This is a genomic window from Streptomyces sp. NPDC055749, from assembly GCF_053617235.1.
In genome coordinates this window covers 1-18,972 of record NZ_JBSHFH010000076.1, presented here as the reverse complement: position 1 = coordinate 18,972, position 18,972 = coordinate 1, and the positions used below count along the sequence as shown (strand labels likewise).

General features: G+C 67.9%; 13 protein-coding genes and 4 pseudogenes. 8 read left to right on the top strand and 9 right to left on the bottom strand.

The features are described from left to right. Nucleotides 1-1,078: 1,078 nt before the first annotated feature. The gene (locus ACWGO0_RS34615) at nucleotides 1,079-2,941 is read right to left on the bottom strand and encodes a hypothetical protein (RefSeq protein ID WP_453543988.1); all 1,863 of its coding nucleotides are present in this window, start codon (nucleotides 2,939-2,941) and stop codon (nucleotides 1,079-1,081) included. Nucleotides 2,942-3,088: 147 nt separating this feature from the next. After that, nucleotides 3,089-4,435 carry a hypothetical protein gene (locus tag ACWGO0_RS34610; protein WP_453543986.1) on the bottom strand — a complete coding sequence of 449 codons (1,347 nt, stop codon included), beginning with the start codon at nucleotides 4,433-4,435 and terminating at the stop codon, nucleotides 3,089-3,091. A gap of 397 nt (nucleotides 4,436-4,832) precedes the next feature. Between ACWGO0_RS34610 and ACWGO0_RS34605 the strand changes: the two are divergent. Next, nucleotides 4,833-5,182: pseudogene (locus ACWGO0_RS34605) on the top strand (ATP-binding protein); the annotation flags it as partial. Between the two features lie 229 nt (nucleotides 5,183-5,411). On the opposite strand, the pseudogene ACWGO0_RS34600 reads toward ACWGO0_RS34605, so the two are convergent. The 3 genes and pseudogenes from ACWGO0_RS34600 to ACWGO0_RS34590 all read right to left on the bottom strand — a co-directional run. Next, a pseudogene (locus ACWGO0_RS34600) lies at nucleotides 5,412-5,585 on the bottom strand (transcriptional regulator); the annotation flags it as partial. A gap of 201 nt (nucleotides 5,586-5,786) precedes the next feature. Further along, complete coding sequence (locus tag ACWGO0_RS34595) at nucleotides 5,787-6,677, bottom strand: hypothetical protein (RefSeq protein ID WP_453543984.1); 891 nt, start codon at nucleotides 6,675-6,677, stop codon at nucleotides 5,787-5,789. Between the two features lie 574 nt (nucleotides 6,678-7,251). Continuing rightward, on the bottom strand, nucleotides 7,252-7,935 hold the full coding sequence (locus ACWGO0_RS34590; RefSeq protein WP_453543982.1) for a ScbR family autoregulator-binding transcription factor: 684 nt from the start codon (nucleotides 7,933-7,935) through the stop codon (nucleotides 7,252-7,254). A gap of 702 nt (nucleotides 7,936-8,637) precedes the next feature. On the opposite strand from ACWGO0_RS34590, the pseudogene ACWGO0_RS34585 reads away from it, so the two are divergent. Both ACWGO0_RS34585 and ACWGO0_RS34580 read left to right on the top strand, forming a co-directional pair. Then, nucleotides 8,638-8,905: pseudogene (locus tag ACWGO0_RS34585) on the top strand (hypothetical protein); the annotation flags it as partial. 105 nt (nucleotides 8,906-9,010) lie between these two features. Continuing rightward, the gene (locus ACWGO0_RS34580) at nucleotides 9,011-9,274 is read left to right on the top strand and encodes a hypothetical protein (protein ID WP_453544002.1); all 264 of its coding nucleotides are present in this window, start codon (nucleotides 9,011-9,013) and stop codon (nucleotides 9,272-9,274) included. 15 nt (nucleotides 9,275-9,289) lie between these two features. On the opposite strand, the gene ACWGO0_RS34575 is transcribed toward ACWGO0_RS34580, so the two are convergent. Together ACWGO0_RS34575 and ACWGO0_RS34570 are read right to left on the bottom strand one after the other, a co-directional pair. Further along, nucleotides 9,290-9,592: a hypothetical protein gene (locus ACWGO0_RS34575; protein ID WP_453543980.1), complete on the bottom strand. Its 303-nt coding sequence runs from the start codon at nucleotides 9,590-9,592 to the stop codon at nucleotides 9,290-9,292. 646 nt (nucleotides 9,593-10,238) lie between these two features. Next, entirely contained in the window at nucleotides 10,239-11,108 is an 870-nt protein-coding gene (locus ACWGO0_RS34570; RefSeq protein ID WP_453543978.1) for a ScbA/BarX family gamma-butyrolactone biosynthesis protein, read from the bottom strand. Between the two features lie 152 nt (nucleotides 11,109-11,260). Here ACWGO0_RS34570 and ACWGO0_RS34565 point away from each other — a divergent pair, with 152 nt between their 5' ends. The 4 genes and pseudogenes from ACWGO0_RS34565 (at nucleotide 11,261) to ACWGO0_RS34550 (ending at nucleotide 14,127) form a co-directional block, all read left to right on the top strand. Next, a complete protein-coding gene (locus ACWGO0_RS34565) occupies nucleotides 11,261-11,908 on the top strand; it encodes a ScbR family autoregulator-binding transcription factor (RefSeq protein ID WP_453544000.1) in 648 nt (215 codons plus the stop codon). A 481-nt stretch (nucleotides 11,909-12,389) separates the two neighbouring features. After that, the gene (locus tag ACWGO0_RS34560; RefSeq protein WP_453543976.1) at nucleotides 12,390-12,809 is read left to right on the top strand and encodes an MmcQ/YjbR family DNA-binding protein; all 420 of its coding nucleotides are present in this window, start codon (nucleotides 12,390-12,392) and stop codon (nucleotides 12,807-12,809) included. Nucleotides 12,810-13,226: 417 nt separating this feature from the next. After that, a pseudogene (locus ACWGO0_RS34555) lies at nucleotides 13,227-13,477 on the top strand (IS110 family transposase); the annotation flags it as partial. Further along, nucleotides 13,474-14,127 carry a hypothetical protein gene (locus ACWGO0_RS34550; RefSeq protein ID WP_453543974.1) on the top strand — a complete coding sequence of 218 codons (654 nt, stop codon included), beginning with the start codon at nucleotides 13,474-13,476 and terminating at the stop codon, nucleotides 14,125-14,127. The pseudogene ACWGO0_RS34555 and the gene ACWGO0_RS34550, both read left to right, overlap by 4 nt. Here ACWGO0_RS34550 and tpg read toward each other — a convergent pair. Continuing rightward, nucleotides 14,121-14,678, bottom strand: a complete 558-nt coding sequence (gene tpg / locus ACWGO0_RS34545; protein WP_453543972.1) for a telomere-protecting terminal protein Tpg — start codon at nucleotides 14,676-14,678, stop codon at nucleotides 14,121-14,123. The genes ACWGO0_RS34550 and tpg overlap by 7 nt on opposite strands. 4 nt (nucleotides 14,679-14,682) lie before the next feature. Next, the gene (gene tap, locus ACWGO0_RS34540) at nucleotides 14,683-16,854 is read right to left on the bottom strand and encodes a telomere-associated protein Tap (protein WP_453543970.1); all 2,172 of its coding nucleotides are present in this window, start codon (nucleotides 16,852-16,854) and stop codon (nucleotides 14,683-14,685) included. A 1,060-nt stretch (nucleotides 16,855-17,914) separates the two neighbouring features. On the opposite strand from tap, the gene ACWGO0_RS34535 reads away from it, so the two are divergent. Further along, nucleotides 17,915-18,972 (top strand): S1 family peptidase (locus ACWGO0_RS34535; RefSeq protein ID WP_453543968.1); only part of this gene is annotated, 1,058 nt, incomplete at its 3' end.

The following is an 18,972-nucleotide window of genomic DNA, read 5'->3' as shown; positions in this document are numbered from 1 at the left end:
GGCGCCCATGGGGATCAGGGCGGTGTCGAACGGTTGGGCCCGTGCGCGGTGCGGGCGGCGCGGTGCGGGCAGTGCGATGCGGGCAGTGCGATGCGGGCAGTGCGATGCGCGCACCGCCTGCCTCGGGCCCGTCCGCGAGGATGCTGAGGGCCACCGCCGCTGCAGAAGCGATGTGTGAGGCGGCCATGAGCCTCATGCCGGGGGCAGGAGGCGCCGGCCTGTTTGTGCGGCTGCTCGCGAGGCGAGCCCGGCCGCTGTGCTGTGCTGTGCTGTGCTGTGCTGTGCTGTGCTGTGCTGTGCTACGGCTTCGGTGCGGAAGGCACCGCCATGGTTCCGGGTTGGTTCGGCTACTTTCTGCTGTCTGGCGATGACGTGGTCACTGGCCTTCCTCGGGCAGACGAAGCCCTTCACCTCTCAAGCACGCGGTGAAGCGAGGCCCTTTCGCGGATCACCTCCTGTCCTGGATATCCGCGATGGGGGCGACGCCTCCGGTTTCGATGCCGCGGAGCTCATCGATGCACCCCTGCGGGCACTTCGCTTTGCCGCAGAGACCTGATCTGGCGCCGCTGGATTGGGCCGGTGGTACTGACTGCGATCCCGATGCGCTCTGGGAACATACGAGGTGCTCTGTCACTGACCCGACGTGACCATGCAACGTCACAAGATCAGCGACAGAGCCCGTTCATTCGTACGTGGCTGGGCGCGCGTGGCTGGGCGCGTTCATGTGTATGCCGATGTGTATGCCGACGCGTGGAGTTGCCTGGAGTTGCGCAGCAACCGTCCCGCGCGCCGACCTCCTCGGTCAAGGGCGCGGTCTCACCGGCTCGCCGGCACCGCTGCGGGGCCGGATTCCTGGGGCTGGGGCAGGCACGGCGTGGGCCGGACTGGGTTCCAGCGCCAGGACGTCCACCGGTCGATGTCCGCTAACGGCCCGGCCCGTTCGTCAAGCGGGGTGAGGGCTTGGGCGCGGGCGAGCTCCCCCGCCGCGCCCGGCGTCTGGAACGGGTTCAGGGCTGCACCCGCCGAAGCGGGTACAGCCCTGAGAATTTTCAATCGGCCGACGCAGGCTGACGGTCAATCAGCCGGCGTGGGCCTTGCTGTGTGCCGTACCCGTGCCGTGCGCGGTCCCGGAGTCTCCGCCGCGGGCACCGTGGCCGCCATCGGTCCAGGACGTGTTCCACGTGTCACCCGAGTCACCGGTGCTGCCGGTTGCTCCCGAGTCACCGGAGTTCGTCCTGGCGCCCTGCTTGCTGTCGTGGTACTTCCAGCCGTGGTCGCCGCCCCAGCTCTGGCCGCCGAGGATGTTCAGGCTGCCGGCCTGGTTGCTGCCGGTGGGACCCGAGTCACCCGAGTTGCCGCTGGTCCCGGACTGCGCCTGGTTGTTGCTGGTGGTGCCGGCTCCGTCGCCGCCGCGGCCGGTGTCACCCGAGACCGCACCGGTGCGGTTGGCGGCCTGCGACGACGCGTCGCTGCTGCCGCCGTTGTGGTGGAGGGTCCAGCCCCAGTGGTGGGTGGACTTCTGGTGCTGCTTGGCGTCGGCCTTGTTGTGCGCCGTGCCGGTGGTGTGCACCGGGCCGGAGTCTCCGCCGCGGGCGCCGTTGCCGCTGGTGGTCCAGGACGTGTTCGAGGCGTCACCCGTAGTGCCGGTGTCGCCCGTGTTCCCGGAGTCGCCGGAGCTCGTGGAGGCATTCGAGCCGCCGTTCATCCACTCCCGGCCGTGACCCCAGTCGGAAGCACCCCAGCCGTGACCGCCGCCGTGGTGGCCGCCCCGGTTCTGACCGTCGAGGATGGCGATGGTGCCGGCCTGGTTGCTGCCGGTGGAACCCGAGTCACCCGAGTTGCCGCTGGTCCCCGACTGCGCCTGGTTGCTGCTGGTGGTGTTGGCGCCGTCGCCGCCGCGGCCGGTGTCACCCGAGGCCGCGCCGGTGCGGTTGGCGGCCTGTGAGGAGGCATCGCTGCTGCCGCCGTTGTGGGCCCGGTCGTTGCCGTGGGCGGGCAGGATCCGGTACTGGCCCTCCCTGTCCCAGGTCCGCTGCTCGGACCACGCGGCAGCGTTGGCGAGCCCCATGGCGTGGGCCGGGCCGGAGTCGCCACCGCGACCACCCTGGCCGCCCGACGTCCGGGAGTCGTTGGAGGCGTTGCCCGAATCGCCCGTGTCGCCGGTGTCACCCGAGTCCCCGGACGTGGCGGAGGCGTCGCAGCGGGCCAGGATGCAGATGTTCCCGGCTTGGTTACCACCGGTGGCTCCGGAGTTGCCCGAGTTGCCGGTGTTCCCCGACTGGGCCTTGTTCGAGCTGGAGGCGTTGCCGCCGTCGCCGCCGCGGCCGGTGTCACCGGAGGCGGCACCGGTCTGGTTGTGCGCGGACGAGCCGCTGTCGGCGCTGCCCTTGCCGCTGCTGTGGTGGCCGGAGCTGTTCGACTTCGCACCGGAAGCAGCGTGGCCTGAGCCGTGCGCCTTCGCCGGGCCGGAATCGCCGCCGCGGCCGGCGTCGCCGCCCTTCGTGTGGGACGAGTTGGAGGCGTTACCCGAGTCGCCGCTATCGCCGGTGTTTCCTGAGTTGCCGGACGAGGCGTGCGCGGTGCAGTCCGCGAGGATGCAGATGTTCCCGGACTTGTTCCCACCAGTGGAACCGGAGTTGCCGGAGTTGCCGGTGTTCCCCGACTGCGCCTTGTTCGAGCTGGAGGCGTTGCCGCCGTCGCCGCCGCGTTCGGTGTCACCGGAGGAGGCGCCGGTCTTGTTCGAGGCGGCAGCGTCGGCAGCCGGGCCGAACGGGCTCTTGCTCTGCTGGCCGCCGCCGAGGAGGCCGTCGGCCACGCTCGTGATGCCGCCGCGCTCGTGCTGCGCCGGCTGCTCCGAGGCCTGGGCCGCGACCTGCCCGAGGAGGAAAATTCCGCCGGAGGTTGCCGCGACCACCAGGCCGCGCTTGAGGTTGACGTTCATGAGAGTCTGCGTCCCTTTCGAGAAGCCCCGGCCCGTTCCCCGTACGGCTCGTTCCAGCAAGCCGTCGATCTGCACAGATCTGGAGGGAAGGGCAGGACCGGATATGGCACACGCCGTGTGCCTTGGTCGGTCGCTACTGGAGGAACGTCATCCAGGGATCCGCGGACCGCGGGCGTCGTACAACAGCCCGGAGGCGGTCACGTCCCACGCGGTCGACGCCGGCCGGCTTCGACCGCAGCCCTGATGCACACGCGGCTCAGCCGTCCACAGCAGCGGCCCGGCGAAGGTTCCGCTGCCCGATGAACCACCGCTACCGGCAGAACCAGCAGGCGTGTTCACCCCGCCCGGCAGATCTTGCGGAAGCGTCCACCAGCCGGCCGAACCCGTCTCGTCGCCGGCCGAGCCTGAGGCGCTTCCGGTCGGGTTGCCCTGCCACGTCGGCTGCGAGTGCCGGCCGTGGGCCACAGCGGCTTGCGTCGGGGTGGTGATGGCGTCTGCTGTGTCTGCACCCCTCGGGGGAGAAGGTGCAGACACAGCAGGCGGCACCACCGCAGATGAATGAACGGGCGGTATGGGGGTGTTGGCGGCCGGGGACGGGGAGATGCCGATCGGTGCGGTGACCTCTCCCAGGCCCGCGCCACCGATCAGCGGCTCCAGCACCGGGTCCAGCGGCTCGGTGACCGGACGCAGCACACGCTCCGTGACCGGGGACAGTGCCCCGGTCACCGGGGCACCGACATGCGCGACAGGCTCTGTCACCGGCGCGAGCGCCGCTGTCACGGGGGCCAGGGTCTGCGTGACCGGAGCCAGGGTCTGCGTGACCGGAGCCAGCACACGACCCGTCGGGGCCGGCACCGGAGAAGTCAGCTCCCCCACCGAACGCCCTGCCCCGCCCAGCACACCGGGCACCGGAGCACGGGTCTGGGCCGCCGACCGGGTTGCGTCTGCCTCGGCGCCGGTCTCTTCGGTAACCGGCGCCGACGCCGCGCCCACAGGCCGGCCGGTAGACTCGGTGACGTCGCGGGCGGCCGTTCCGAGAGCACCCAGCGCAGCGCCCGGCCCGGCAGGCTCCCGGCCCTCAGCAGTGCTCACAGCGGGCAAGGCACTGCCCGAATTCTCAGACGTGTGCACCTTGGTAGAGGGCTGGTCGGGCGAAACCGTGCCCGCCTTCTCGTCCTCGGCTGAAGAGTCAGTGGCCGCTCCGCGCGACGCGGGTGATGCCGGAGCACCGCCCCGGTTCTGGCTGCTCGATGGGCCCTTGTGCTTGGACGGCTTGTCGGTGTGAATCATCGATCCGATGCTCTTCGCCACACCGAAGAGGCTGCCGGGCTCCCGTTCACTGCCATGAGCGGAATCGGCGGCACTCACCCGCGGCGCTGCAAAGTGGTCAGCGGAGTGGTCAGCGGCCGAGGCAGTGGAGGCAGCGATCAGGCCGGCGCCGAATAAAGCCCCGGCGATACCCGTGACGGTCAGGGCCTGGCGCAGCAGACGCACACGGGGAGAGACAGCACGCCTCTGGTCACCCCTGCGTCCCGCTATCCGTCCCAGCACCCTCAAGCCTCCCGAACCGCATCACAGTTGTCGGTCAGTCACAGATGATTCGCTGCCGGCCCCGGGGCGGATTGGTCGGATCATCGAATAATTCTCCGACTCGAAGGAGTGCCAGGCCAGGGCCCCTCGCCATGGTCAGTCGGCAGCAGCGGGGAGTCTTCCTGGAGGCCCGGCACGTCGTGCTCTCCCCCGCAGTCGCACTCGTAGATCCCGTTGGCGGGCACGATCTCACCGGGATGCCACGGCGTCTCTCCCTGATCATGACCTCTGTCTACGACGACCCCGCAAACCGCGCCCCGACCCGACAGCCCCCGCAGCCTGGCCCCTTGAGGAGAACTCCGTGTCCATTCCCCGCCGGGGAGAACTCACCGAGCGGGCCGCCATCAGCGGCGTTGACCAGGCATGCCGGATGCTGTGGCTGCCCACCATCCGGTCGCAGTTCCCTGAGCTCGCCGAGGCCGCCGAACGCGAGCAGATGTCCTACCTCGGCTTCCTCGCCGAGCTCCTGCTGGCCGCGTGCGATGACCGGGCCCGACGACGCTCCGAACGGCGCATCAAGGCCGCCGGGTTCCCCCGTGACAAGGCACTCGTAAGTTCGGCTTCGACGCGGACCCGAACATCGACGCGGCCATGATCCACACCCTCGCCACGTGCGAATGGATCAAGAAGAGCCTGCCCCTCTGCCTGATCAGGGTGGCGTCGGCGAGGAAGCGGGCGTAGCCGCGGTCGGCACGGGCGATCAGCGCCGGGGAAGGTTGGCCGAAGTCGAGTCGGTGGAGGCCGGGCCTTCCCGGTTCGGGGTTGGCGGGTGTCTGTGCGCTCATCGGGCGCCGCCTCCGTTGCTGGGTGCGTCGGTGTCGTTCGACGCTACGGAGGACGTCGCTCGTTCCTCAGCAAAGTTGCGGGTAATTGCGGATGTTCACTCCAGGGCGTCGATCGCGGCCCGGATGAGCGTGCGGGCTGTGTCCCCGTACACGGCCATTTCCGCGTGGCCGGCGAGCGCTTTGGTGTAGTCGGCGAGCTTGCGAGGCTGCGTCGCCTTGATCTCCGCCGTGAGCGTCTCCACCACGGCCGTGGTGTCGTCGTGGACGTAGCCGGGGTCCGATCCGATGAGCAGTGGAGTGAGGGAGGCGACCGAACTGCGGCAGAGAGCCAGCGGCCGCCGCCCGGTCCTCAATCTGCTTGTACGAGCTGCCGGTCCTCTCCCGCACCCAGGACAGGTACAGGCCCAGGTCGGCGTAGGTGGCGATCTGCTCGACCGTAACCCCGCCTGTGATGCCGACGCTGCCTGGGGTCATGGCATCCCAAGTGGGATTCCGGGCAGAGTGAGCCGGATTTTTTTGGTCCTGCTGAGATCGGTCGCAGATACGTCCAACGGGGTAGCGGCTCCACCGGCTTTTAGTTCCCTGACAATGATTCCCGACGCCGTGGCAGCGGATTCCGGGCTGGGTTCGAAGGAAACCATCCATGCCCGCAAGACCGGAATGATTTCTTTCCAGCCGCGGGCGATCATGTCTTGCGCATCGGACGGGGAACGTCGTCCCGGCAGGTCACGGAGGAAGAGAGCAAGCCCGTCCTCGTGGCTCTGCAGAACGCCGAGGACGCGGTCGTCGTCTGCGTGGTTGGTCAAGTTGAACGCAGCTACCTGACACCATCCGGCGTTGAACAGAGTGGGCATCTGCTCGGCCCAGGCGTGCAGCAAGACATGCAGTGCCTGCTCTAGCTGCTCCCAGTCGTCGGTGGGTGGTACGGCCGGCGCTTCTCTGTGAGGGCCTCGTTGGATCTGCCACAGATAGGGAAGATCGAGGTAGGTCGGTGCCTGACCCAGTTCGCCACCCACTCCGGCGCTGAAGACTGCGGACTCAAAGGCTTCGAGAGATTTGGTCATCTGAAGCGACATCTGAACCCCGTACTCACCTTCTGCCACGGTGAGCGCTCTCCCGCCGCGCTGCCAGCGGACCATGATTCCCCCAGCTCCTCCGGCGTAGAGGTGGGGAGTCCCGATTTGAGACTCCAAAGCATTCACGATGTCGATAAATGGGGAGCGTGTGGCAGATATCAATGTCCTATCGGCTTGCCCGGAGACGGAAGAAGTCTCCAGGTCCTCACCCGAAAGGAAGGTATCTATCCCCATGTTCAGGAATTCTGTGTTGACTGCTGCGGGCATTTGCTCGTTCGCAATCACAGGTGCTCCCACCTCTGAGACCGGTAAGTGAAGGGACTGTCGGGCACTGACCGTCACGGAGACAGGTCGTGGGGAAGCGCAGCGCTGGACTGGCGCTTGAGTGCTCATGCGGCGTGGACGGATGAGATGAAGGGCGCTCCGCAAATTCCACGGTGAGTACGACGCGAGGTGCACCGGGCAGGACTACGCCGGCTGACGCTTCATCGTTGGGGACTCCACAGCAGATCGGTCGCCATCCGCGCGGGCCGCGGCGGGTGGGGAGCCGTTGGCTGGAGGGTGCGCACGGCGGGCGATGGTGATACGCGATCCCCTGTCCTCGCCACGCGGAGGTGTATCAGGGTTCCCTGTCACTCCGTCAAGCCTGGTTGCGATGTGCAACCAGCAGAAGGGGGAGGCGGCCTGCGGGAGACCGGAGGCCGACAGGGCCGCACCGAACGTCACTGGATGTGCCACGTTCCTGCCTTCCGCCCGATGTGGGGTCCGCTCCACACGCTAAAACGGGGCGGGATGCCTGTTTAGCGTAGAAGCATCATTCTGTCCAGAGAGACCTCCGCCATCGGCTCGGTGTGGGTATCTAGCCTGCAGATGCTTCGTCCCAAGGGATGCGGTCCCACCGGTCCTCCTTGAAGTCCAGGCTGAGAAGGATCCCCAGCGTGGCCAGGCCGGGCAGCAGGCCTTGCCACATGCGCTCGAGCCGTAGTGGCAGGTCGGTTCGATTGGGGCCAGTGATCTGCAGGGAGGTCAGCTGCGCCCCGATGAAGCCCGACACGACGAGCTCGGCGGCAGCTTGGGGTGCCCAGCCGGCGTTCAGGTGGCCTGCTTGTTCAGCCTCCGCCATGAGGTGTGCCCCTAGGGCCAGCCAGTCTCGCGTCGGGCCATAGACGTCGAGCTCAGGGGGTACGCCTCCGTCGAGCGACAGTCGAACGCCGGCTCTGGCCACCGGGTGTTCCTGCAGGAGGTGGCCGTAGATGTAGGTGACGTCGATCATCTCCTGAAACTTCGACGTCTGCGGCTTGACCTTGGTCATGGGGACCTGGATCGCCAACAGTTTCTCAGCTATCTGATCCTTCGACCTGAAATGATGGTATAGGGCACCTTTCGTAACCTGCGCCCGTTTCAGGATCATGGTGAGGGTCGCTGCGGCGTAGCCGTGTTCATCGAAGACCTCGGCGGCCGCGACGAGAATCCTGTCCCTCGTTACCACCGACCGCTCCTGCTGGGCCCGTGGGGCCCGCGGCCCGTGGGATGTGTCGGTCATGCTTCTGCCCATGCCTTCCGGTCGGGTGATCCGGCCACCCTGGATGCTTCAGTCGAGACCAATGCTATGCAATACCGACCGCTCGCCCCGTAATCTGCGACGTCGGGATGTGCGAGAGGCGTCGGGATGTGCGAGAGGCGTGGGGGCTCTGCTTCCGGCGCTGCGACCTGTGATGTGGATCCACCAGGGGGCTGAGGTGCGTACCAGCGACATTCCGGCCCCCTTCGCACTCTCTCCTCAGCAGGGGCCGAGCGTCTTTTCGGTCCTCAGAGGGCAAGTCAGTGCCCGATCCTGTCACCCCGGCCGTTTGCTTATGCGGCGGCGGGTCGCGCGCAACCCCGAGAGCGCTGCGCGTCGTTGATGGCGCACCGGCAGGTGCGCCGCGCGCGTGATGCGTTGATTGAGCGCTGCCTCCGTCAAGTCTCCTCAAGCGCGGTCACGCCCCGCCGGCAGCTGGGCCTGTGAAGCGCGTGGGCGAACTGCAAGTGCCGGCTGCGTGGAGGGCTTATGGGCTACTGGCTGACACACCGCCTGAGTGAGCGGCTGAAGGTAATACCGCTGCCTGCCCCATTCACCGCCGATGGCCTCGCACAGGCGCTTGGGAAGCGAAGCCGGCGGAGCATCGAACTGGCTGGGGTGGATGCACCAGGCCCAAGCTACGGCCAACGCGGCCGCGGAGATCGGCTGGGACATCTCGGTGGATCCACCATCGTGCGCGCGCACCAGCACGCCGCCGGCGCCCGCATCGATCCGCCGCCGGCCCTTGCCAGTTCCAAGGGGGCGAGGTGCTGGAACACCACGACGGAACTCCGTGGCAGAGAATCGTCGCCCGGCTAGTAAAGGTGGTGCAGGAGGCAAGAGCCTGAGGCGTTCGCGAGGTGGCTTCACCAGCAAGATCCACCTGGGCGCGGACGCTTTCCGCCGCCCCCTGTCCGTGATCGTCACGCCGGGGCAGCGGGCCGACTGCACCCGGTTCGTGCCGGTGCTGGAGAAGATCCGGGTTCCGGCTCGGGTCGGGCAGGCCCGTCAAGAAGCCCGACAGCGTCGCGGCCGACAATGCCTACAGCAAGGGTCCTTGCCGTCAGTACTGCGGCGGCGCGGCATCCGGCCCACGGTCCCGGAGAAAGCCGACAGCCGGGCCGCCCGCCTGCGCAAGGGATCACGAGGCGGACGGCCACCCGGCTTCGGCGAGGAGCGGTACAAGAAGCGCGACACCGTCGAGAGAGCCATCAACAGGCTGAAGAACTCCCTGGCTGTCGCGACCCGTTACGACAAGCGCGGCTACGTCTTCCTCGTCACCGTCACCGCGGCAGCCCTCGTCATCTGGCTCCGCACCTGACTGCGTGCCGTGACCTCAACTCACCGAGGCATCCGGCGCCAACTCCAGGCCCGCTGCCGCGAGGAAGCCTTCAAGGCTGATGACACCGCCGCCAGTGCCGTCGTCCCATTCGATCAGGAGCCCTGAGCGGCCCTCGTTCCAAGATTCCGGCGTGTCGGCATCGTCGTCAGGGCCAAGATGCCATTCAACGCAGCCCTCACCATGTCGGTATACGAAGTACAGGTACTGGCCGTCCGCCGTCCAGGCATCCCACTGTGATTGGTTTTCAGGACACGTCTGCACAATCCGCGTCAGCTTCCGACCCTCATCCGTACTCATCCGACAATGCTTGCGCAGCCTCAGACGCCCGGCAATCGACTTCAGTGCGTCGTCACAGGCGCCTCAAGCAGCAGCCAGACGCACGCCATCATGGATCGCCCGGACAGCTCCTGGAAGGAGATTCTCCGGAGCCGACGGATCCGACCTCCTCGAGCACCACGCCGCGGTCCGTTTCGACGAGACCGCCGTACAGCTCGACCTGGCTGCGGACTCCACCGCCTGGGCCGCGCAGACCCGCCTCCTTGGTCCTCAACTGATCGAGCGTGCCCACCAGTTCATGCAGGGACAATCCGACAGGGCAGTCCGCCAACCTAGGCAGGACAGCCCACGAACTCGTGCGCGTCATCAAGGTGAAGCTCCACGAATCGGGCACCGGCCCTCAGCGCCGTCCGCAGGAGCAGCGCACCTCACCGGAAACTCCGCAGCCACACACCCAGGCGTCCGCGCGGGCCGATTCGCCGGCCTTCCATCACGCGGCGAAAGCACTCCTGGCCGCCCACAAGCTGGAACTTTCCAGCGATCAGGACATGGCCGCGGCGGCGCAATGTCTCGCAGGCAGGTGCCGCTTCCGGGAGCCTGACCAGGTCTTCGCCGAGCTGATCGCACGCCACTGCCCATGCGGTTCGATGGAAGCAGACCGGCGAGGTCAGTTCTCGCCTGCTAGGCCACTCAACCGCCCCTGAAAGACGGTGTTCCCGTCCTGCGTCCCGGTGACCAGTACGGAGGTCTCGTCAGCGGCGGCGAGTACGACCTCCGCCTCGATCCGGCAGGGGCGGTCGAATTCGGTGTACCGCTCGAAGGCGCTTGTGATCGTGGTTGCCTCGAAGGGGGCGGGATGCAGGATCGCGTGCGCCGCTTGATAGGCGGCTTCCATCAGGACGAGGCCGGGGACGTGATCGACGGGGTGGTCGAAGTACAGCAGGTTGTCCACGTCGGCGCGCAGCTGCCACTGGTGTCGCCGGTCACCGGGGGCCAGCACCACATCTGAGGCCGTGGTGCAGCCGACTGTGCCGGGGTCGACGGGGTCGAGGAGCGGCCATGAGTTCCATGCGACCGACAGGTGATCGCCACGCAGGCGGCGATACACGGCCGGGGATATCCACCCGAACGTGACTGCCGCGGTGGCCACCATGGCGTTGCCTCGGAGAATACGGATGTCCATACCGAGAGAACTCGCGGCCCGGCCGGGTCTCTTCGGCTCGGCGAGCGAGATCTTCACCGTCAGCGCGCAGGGCTCGGTGGAGGCGGATATCCGTAGACCGGGGGCGACGGTGAAGTCGAAGGAGTTGAGGAGGATTTGATGGGAAAGGGGCACCCCCACCTCTGCGTGGAGTATGGCAAGACCGCTCTGCCGGATGGTCTGCACGAGTACCCGGCGGTCGTACGGCAGTCCCTCCGGAGGCGCCGGCCAGCGGGCGGTCAGGGAAAATTCGCCCTTTTCCAGGCGCTTCCATCCGGTGATCAGAACTGCGTCGGAACGACTGAGGTGGACATATGCGCTGGGTACGCTGTCCACACCCCCTGTCCCGGCGTGTGGTGTCTGCAGGATAGCGGCTACGTCGCGCACGGTCCCCCCGGGACATGACAAAATAGGCAGTGGCGCTGATACAGTACCGTCTCACCGGCATATTTTGAATGATCGTCATGCAATCCCGTAGGGAGCGCGAGTTGGTACAGCAACAGCGCGCGATCCGCACGCGCAAAGCCTTCCTGAACGCGGCCGCCGAGGTCTTCAACGAGCACGGCTACGAGGCCGCCACGATCGCCGCGATCATTGATCGGGCCGGTCTCACGAAGGGCGCGCTCTACTTCCACTTCACCTCCAAGGAAGAGCTGGCCCGCGGTGTTCTCCAGGAGGCGGTCACCACAGACGGAGTCACCCCGCAGACCTTCAAGCTCCAGGAGTGGATAGACGCAGCGCTCCTGCTGGCTTATCGACTTCCCCGAGAGCCCCTCCTCAGCGCGGCGATTCGGCTGTCGGTCGACCATCGCGCGCGTAGCCTCTTCGGCACCCGCTGGCCGGACTGGATCACCTATGGAGCCGATCTCCTCACCGAGGCGAAGGAGCAGGGTGAGCTGCTCCCGCATGTCAACCCGGCCACCACGTCACGTCTGCTGGTCGGGGCCTGGACCGGGGTTCAGGTGGTGAGGGAATCGATGCTCGAGCGCCCGCTGGCCCTCGTTACCGAGATTTCCGCCCTCTTCGAGACCATCCTCCCCAACATCACCCAGCCTGCCGTGCTGGCTCGCCTCGAGACGTCTCCGTACCGCGCCGAACGCATCATCGGCCAAAAGACGGCTGTCGCCGCTCCCTGACAGTCAGCTCTCTGACGTCTGAGCGTGCCCTCGTTCCGGTGCCCGTGGAATGGCCGTGCAGTGCCGTACGTGGATGGCGCTTGACAGTCAACGGAAAGACGCAGAGCGGCGCGGAGTGCCGGCTCCCGGACGGTCCGACAAGTCAGGGGCATTTCGGTGTCCACGCCGGAACTTCGCCGCCAGGACGTCCTCGATCCCCTCCGGTCCCCCCGTAACAGCAAACCCGAACCCGAACCCGGACTCCGGCCGACGGGTGGCGTAGCGGAAGCCGGTCATGATGGTGCCGAGGGCCATGTTCATCGCCGATCGGACCACCTCGTAGCAGATGACGGCCTCGTCGTCCGGCCGGTCGGCTCCGGCCATGTCGAGTGCCGCGCCGTCGAGCCGGCCGTGGGGCAGCCAGTCGTTGTGTGCTGCCCCATGTTCTGGGGAATCACGTGGGCGGCCCTGCCAGATCGTCGGCGGTCGCTAGTGTCGACCTATGTCCAGTCCTGGAGACGTGCCCCCGGAGATCCTGAACCGGCTGCGGCCGATCTGCCGACAGCTGCCCGAGTCGTACGAGGAACCAGCCTGGATCGGCGTGCGCTGGCGGATCCGCACGCGGACATTCGCCCATGTCTACACGCCGGACGTGGATCGCCACCCGGTCTACGCCCCGTATGCAACCGCAGATCAGGAACCGGTCGTGATGACTTTTCGGGTACCCGCCGACGACCTGCTCGGCCTGACCTCCGGCGGGTTCCCGTTCTTCCGTGCCGACTGGGGCCACAACGTCGTCGCCGCCGTCCTCGGTGACCACTGCGACTGGACCGAGCTTGCCGAACTGATCACCGACAGCTACCGCGAAATGGCCCCGAAGTACCTCGCCGCCCGGGTCCCCCTCCCGCCACCGATCAGCTGACCGGCGGTGGGCCTCGTCGCTGTCCCGTCACACCACACACTGCGTGTGAACCCGGGAGAGGCAGCGCTCCCTACCTTGGTGGCAGGTTGACTCCGGTCCTTCGCACGATCGGGAGACCAAGGGGCCTGGGTGTGACTGAAAGCTCTCATGCCGCACGTGTGGCTTTGACTGACAGGCCGCCCAGTGCCCCGCGACGACACGGCCACATATTGGGATGAGCGAACAGAGATCGCTGCGTAAGGACACCTCGGAGTGGTCGTCGGGAACCGACACCTGCAGGGACCAGTCAACCGGTCGACGAGGAGCTGATAGGCGACGTTCTCTCACTGGCCAAGGACGCACCGGTGACCTGGGCAGTCGACCTGAACGCGGGCGGAGCCGCCCTGCTGATCGCCTCACCAGCCACGGCCAACGACTCCTCACCGCTACCACCGCCGGCTCCTGCGCGTCCTCTACCTCTCTGCCCAGATCGCCGCCCGCTTCTGCCCAACGTCCAAAGCCTTTTACAACCGCAAGAGAAGCGAGGGCAAGAGCCACAAACAGGCTGTCCTTGCCCTCGCCCGGCGTCGCCTTGACGTGCTTTGGCCCTCATACGTGATCAGCGGACCTTCAAGGCCGCCCAGCCACCTCAGCGCGCACTCGCCACCGGATCCCTGCAGTCGGCGTGAGACGGCACGCTCTGCTGCTGCCACGGTGCATCTCAGGCCCTGATCAGAGGCTCGTAGAGATAGCCCTCCGGCGTGAAGACGAGGACGAAGTCCTCTCCGATTCCGAGGGCCACCTCCCGCAGGCGGGCCAGGACGACGGCCTCGGTGGAAAGACCGAGGCCAAGGGCTGCGGCGGCATGGTCTCGTCGGGCCAGGAGGTCTGGAATGTCCTCCAGGTACTCGTCCGCCAGCTTGCGGCCTTCCTCGGCCGTGAACGCTTGACAGCCTCGCCACCACGGGGCGACCAGCAGCAGCCGCAGGAGCTCGGGCAGGCCGATCGCAACCAGAGCCGAACTTCCTTTGGAGTCGGCATACAGGGCAGGACGTTCCTCACCGCCTTCGCCACAGAAGAATTACGTGCCCCCGGCGCCGTCGCCCGCGAAGCTCTCCAGCGCAGCGCCCGAGGCAAGGTGGACTTCCTCGGCATGGTCGCCTCGGTCCAGGTCGAAGCCACCCGGCCCAGCGAGAAAACGGGCAGCTTCGTCCTGTTCGCGGACGGCAGCGATCAACGATTTCATGTGCAGCGGCTCAGGGCTCACTGGTTGACAAGAATCATTGGGAATCAGTCACAGCGGTGTTGCGCTTCTTGTAGTGGTTCTTTCATTCAGTAATCCAGATCCAGGTAATCGATGTCGTTGATTTCGACATCTGAGAGACCCAAGGCGCGGCCTCCGCCGTCCTGGAAATAGATGTCCTTGAATCCTTCGGCGATAATCCTGCGCATCTCCTGGTCGCCGGCCCCTGTGTCGCGGGCGTCGAACAGGCGCTGCGCGTATGCCGGGGGGAGGTGCACGGTGAGTCGGCGGAGCCGTCCGTCGTCGGTCGTGCCGGCCGCTGCGGAGTACCCGAACCGGGCCCGGGTTTCTACCGTGATGCCGGTCGTGGCGGCGGCCTGCTTCTGCCGGCGCTTGCGTACCTGCGGCTGCCAGCGGGTCCGTACCGCGTCGTCGATCTTCGCGGCGATGTCGGCGCGGGCGTGCTTGCGGGCGCCGCGCCGGTAGCGGTTGACGGAGTCGGCGGTGACCCCGAGCTCCTGTGCGACGGCCTTGGCGCTGCCCAGCTGCTTGAGCAGATAGGTGATCCGGCCCTTGAGTGTCTTGGGCGGCTCGCGGGTGAACGACTCCTGGTCGGCCCGCTCGATGGCGTTCTCGATCTCCCCCACGGCTTTACTCCCCTTCGTCCAGGACGGCGTCGCCGCCCTTGATGTGGCGGGCGGGGTTGAGGCCCTTTTCCATCAGGTCGACCGCCCACAGCATCGACTTCACGCCCTCCAGTTTCGCCAGGCCCGGTGTGGGTCCCAGGCGGAACCCGCCGGGCTGCGGCTTGCCGGACGCCGCGTAGGGCAGGAAGTCCAGCGGGCTGTCGCCGGGAGTCGGGTAGACGACGCAGTCGGACAGTACGGCGAGCGGGTACAGGCCCGTCATTTTCGCCATGTTGCCCAGCTTGCGGTGCATGTTGACTCGCGCCTTGCTGATGACGGCGGCGCGGATGTCGGGGCGCCAGGTGGGCCGCTGAAGGGCCGGCCAGCGCTCGCCCTCCTTGTAGTGCTTGCCCTGTGGGCGCTCGCGCAGTTTGCCCACGCCGCCTTTCACGGTGGCCTTGATGGCGGCGAGTACGGCGGCCAGGGCCGGGTCGGCGTGCTTGTGCTGCTCCATCGCTGCGAGGAACTGAGCGTCGTCCAGGTCCCGGGTGACGCCGAGGTCGGCGAGGGTGTCGGCGCATGCCGTCTTGAGCCGGTCGTGCCACGGGTCCAGGTACGCGCCCGTTTCCCGGCGCAGGTACGCCTCGATCGGGTGGACGTCGTGGCCGAGCTCCTGGGCGTAGGCGAGGGTGTGCGTCTGGTACCAGGCCGGGCCCGTCGGGCGGGTGCCGTCCGGGGTGAACGGGCTGGGCAGGCGCGGGTCCAGCTCGATGTGGGACAGGTCGGCCAGCCAGGAGCCGGGGATTTTCGGGTTGAACTTCGGGGCGTGGAAGTGGTCCGGGGCGCAGAGGCCGACGACCAGGCGGGCCGCGGCGGCAAGGAACGCGGTGTTGAGGTCCAGGCCGACCGCGAAGGGCAGTGTGCACTCCTGGTCCGTCAGCAGGTCAACGTCGCGGACCCACTGGTACGCCTCCTCGTTGAGGAACCCGCCCGTCCAGCCGCTGTTCACGACGACGGGGTGCTCGGGGGTGGCCTCCGGCGGCGCCGGGTCCATCGGTTCCGTGCCCAGCGAGCCGGGGTTGTGGCCGGGTACCCAGTTCCCGGTCGCCGGGTCCTGCACCGCACGTGTGGGCGGGCGCAGCGCCGTCATCAGCTCCAGCCCGGAGACGGCGGTGGAGCCGCGCGGGGTGATGACCCGGGTGGCGTAGATGCCCAGGACGCGGGCGATGTCGGCCGGTTCCATGTCTGCGACGCCGGGCCAGGACCGCTCGTCGAGGGCGTCCCACGACAGGACCGCGAGCTGCACGCACTGGCGCCCGCTGCCGCCGGCTTTGCGGTAGATGCGGGCCCACGGGCCGAATCCGCGCTGTGTGAGCTGCCACTTCGCCTTCGTGACCTGCTTGACCACCGGGTGGTCCTGGGGCAGGCGCAGGGAGCGGCGCTGCTCGTGGCCCTCCAGGCGCTCCGGCAGACCGAGCTTCACTGCGGCCGCGGCGGTGAGCGCGATCAGCGGGTCGCTGTCCTTGCCGTAGCGGTTCAGTTTCGCGGCCCCCAGACCGGACTGGTGCAGCGTCCACTCCACCAGTTCCGGCACGGTCGTGGCCGGGCAGTCCAGGACGATGCCGTCGATGCCGTACGCGGAGCCGTCGCCGTCCAGGACTGCGAGCGGGCCGTGCGGGAAGCGCGGGTCGGTCGCGGGCCTCGTGGCCTTCTTGGCGGCCGGGCGGTGCGACGTTGCCGGTGCTGCCGTACGGGTGGAACTCCCGGGGGCAGCCGTGGCAGTGGAGGGCTGCGGGGCCGCGGTGTCTTCTCCCGCCGGCTGCGGATACCTGGGCGCGGTGGTGGCCCGGCTGGTCGACGGCTGTGCAACCGGCTCAGGGTGAGGTACGGCGGCGGGCGGGGCGGGTGCAGGCGTGGAGGCGGGCGGGGCGGGTGCAGGCGTGGAGGCGCCGTGATGCTTCGCCGCCCAGCCGTTCAGAAGTCGCTGATACGCCGACAGGCGCGGCTCTTTCGGCTCGCTGCGGCCGTTCTCCCAATTCTTGACCGACTGCGTCGACGTCTTCAACGCTGCCGCCAGACGCGCCTGGGTGATACCGGCGGCCTCACGCAACCGGGCACGTTCCACCGGAGGCGGAAGCTGCGGCTGCTCCTCCAACAGTGCATCGACCGACGCGAACAGCTCTTCCTCGGATGCCATGTGTCTCTACCTCCACCTGGACACTAACAGTCTTTACCCTTCGATTTAACTCGCCCATTTAACCCGGTCGAGTTAAATTTCCGACAGTGGTTCTTCATCCCACTGTCAGCACATCACGGGCATGCGAGTGGGCATCTCGGTCATGTCCGGGCGAGTTGTGAGGTGTCTCAGTCTTCTCCGGGTATGACGGGTCCGGCGTTTCTACGGTCGTAGCGTCTGGTCGGCGTCGTACCGGAGGCCGGGGTGGCAAAGTCCGCGGAGGCCTTCGAGGTCGAGTGCGTAACCACGGCGGGCGTACGGCGGCGGGGCACGCTGGGCAAGTTGCGGCCGGTCCGGTTCGAGGGCATGCCACCTGGGCGGCGTTCCCCGGCATTTCGCGGTCAGGGCAACTGGTGCGGCTGGTTGGATGCCCGCCACTACGGTTCGGACGTTTCCGGTGCAGATCCGGCGGATGGGCTGGGTCGCGGCATCAGCCAAAACGGCTTCCGCTGCCACTTGTTGGGCGATCTCAGCAATGTGTTCCTCAACGTCCAGACGGGCGGCATGGGCGCCGGGCCTGCACACGGTCGGTCGCTACGGCAACCACTTGGCACAGCAGGTGGTCTGCGTGATGGTCATCCCTGTCGGAGTCAGGGAAAGCCACGGAGGCAAGGGCGCGGCGCATGGCGTGGTTCGTGGCGGAGCGGAAGGTGGGCATGCTGGCGAGCGTGTCGGACATGCCGGCGGTTTCTGCCTGAACTCGGTCTGTTCTGCCGCGTTCACCTTCTCCTGGCGTTCTTCCCCGGCGCGCTCGAGCAGCAGGGTGAAAGTCGTCCCACTGCTCGGCCAGGTCCTGCCACCACGGTGCTGTATCCGACCAGAAGGGCGCAACGGAATCGGCGACGAAGCGCACCTCCATGCCCGCAACCTGGCCAAGGTGGCGCAGAGCCCTCGGTCCGCAGGGAAGCAAAACGCTGAGACCTTTGGTATGGACCTGCCAATATATCGCCGCTAACGTGACCACCGGCGCTTCGTTGAGAGCGCTCTCAACGCGTTTGATCCCCCCACCTCTGGAGGTCTCGTGAAACGCACCGCCCCCCTGCGCGCCGCCGCCGCGGCCCTGTTGCTGACCGTCGGACTCGGTGGTGCCCACGCCGGAGCCGCCCACGCCACCCCCGTCGATGCGCCCGTCAATGCCCCCGTCGCTGCCCCGCCCACGGCCTCGGCCGGACTGCTGGAAGCCATGGGCCAGGACCTCGGGCTGAGCGCGCCTCAGGCAAAGGAGCGGCTCCGCGCCGAGAAGGCGGCCTCGGACATCGAGCGGGCGGCCCGGCAGACGGCGCGCGGCGCGTACGGCGGATCGTGGTTCGAACCGGCCACGGGACGGCTCGTCGTCGCCCTCACCGACCGCGCCCAGGAGGCCGACGTGCGCGCCCTGGGCGCCGAGACCCGGATCGTCCGCCACAGCGCTGCCGCGCTGGAGCGTGCCAAGTCCCGGCTGGACGCGCTGCCTGCGCCCGCAGGCGTGGCCGGCTGGCACGTCGACCCCGAGGCCAACAGCGTCCTGGTCACGGTTGTGCGTGCCGAGCGCAACGCACCCGCCGTTCGCGCCTTCGTCGAAAGGGCCCGCGGAAAGGGACCGGTCACCGTCACCGAAACGGCCGCGGCGCCCCGTACCTACGCGGCGGGCACCGTCGGCGGCGATCCGTACTACACCGGCAACGTCCGCTGCTCGATCGGCTTCTCCGTGCACGGCGGGTTCGTGACGGCCGGTCACTGCGGGAACGCCGGGGCGGCGGTGCGTGGCTGGGACGGGTCCGCCATGGGCACCTTCCAGGGCTCTTCGTTCCCCGGCGACGACTACGCGTACGTGAGCATCCACAGCGGCTGGTGGACCGTACCGGTCGTCCTGGGCTGGGGCACAGTCCCGGACCGGCTGGTACGCGGCTCCGCCGAGGCCCCGGTCGGCGCCTCCGTCTGCCGCTCGGGCTCCACGACACGCTGGCACTGCGGCACCGTCCTGGCCAGGAACGAAACCGTCAACTACAGCCAGGGCGCGGTCCACCAGATGACGAAGACCAGCGTCTGCGCGGAAGGCGGCGACTCCGGCGGCGCGTTCATCAGCGGCGACCAGGCCCA